The sequence below is a fragment of the Actinomadura sp. BRA 177 genome, assembly GCF_013372625.1.
In the GTDB taxonomy this organism is placed as follows: Bacteria; Actinomycetota; Actinomycetes; order Streptosporangiales; family Streptosporangiaceae; genus Spirillospora.
This window is the reverse complement of the sequence record NZ_JABXFD010000514.1, coordinates 1-680: the sequence shown is the minus strand read 5'-3', so window position 1 is coordinate 680 and position 680 is coordinate 1. Positions and strand designations below refer to the sequence as shown.

Here is a 680-nt window from a genome sequence, read left to right as displayed (position 1 = left end):
GGGCATGTGCTTAAGGGGTGCGGTGCGGGGGCGGGGCGGCCTGGATCGTGGAGGTCATGCTGCTTCCCGTGGGTCAGGCGAGCCTGTACAGCTGGGCGCCGGTGGTGCCGGAGGACGAGCCGTACTCGGTCGCGTCGACGAGGGTTCCGTGCTGCTGGACCCAGGCGGTGACGTCGGAGCTGCCGCCTCCCGGTCCCATGCGTCCGCTGAGGAGGATGTAGCGGAGCTCGCCGTCCTGCACGTACCGCTGGAGTTTGTCGGCGGTCATGGCGGGGTCGCTGCCGGTGAAGCCGCCCATGGCGATGACGGGGCGCCCGGTCTCCAGGATGATCGAGGACGCCTCCTGGGCGCTGGAGACGGCGACGAGCCAGGTGGCGCCGCCCTGGTTCCGCTCCAGGTAGGAGATCATCGCGGTGTCGGCGCGCCCGCCGGGCCCGGCGGCTTCGGCGGGGGAGGCGGGCCCGGCGGGCGCGCCGACCCCGCGATGATCTCCTACCTGGAGCGGAACCAGGGCGGCGCCACCTGGCTCGTCCCCGTCTCCACCGCCCAGGAGGCGTCCTCGAACACCCTGGCGACCGGGCGCCCCCTCCTCGCCCTCGGCGGCTTCCCCGGCCGCGACCCCGCCCTCACCGCCGCCAACCTCCCGCGCTCCCTGCACGACCGCGAGCGCCACTCCCTCC

General features: G+C 74.4%; 2 protein-coding genes. One reads left to right on the top strand and one right to left on the bottom strand.

Annotation, left to right across the window (positions count from 1 at the left end; all coding sequences use genetic code 11):
* Positions 1-73: 73 nt before the first annotated feature.
* Positions 74-409 carry a hypothetical protein gene (locus tag HUX53_RS29745; protein WP_176406538.1) on the bottom strand — a complete coding sequence of 112 codons (336 nt, stop codon included), beginning with the start codon at positions 407-409 and terminating at the stop codon, positions 74-76.
* 75 nt (positions 410-484) lie between these two features.
* Here HUX53_RS29745 and HUX53_RS29740 point away from each other — a divergent pair.
* Positions 485-680, top strand: a 196-nt coding sequence (locus HUX53_RS29740; protein WP_176406537.1) for a hypothetical protein, incomplete at its 3' end; no start/stop codon positions are given.

What these genes read in the sequence shown, in the direction of transcription:
- HUX53_RS29745 (WP_176406538.1), bottom strand. Translation starts at nt 409, where the DNA reads ATGATCTCCTACCTGGAGCGGAACCAGGGCGGCGCCACCTGGCTCGTC.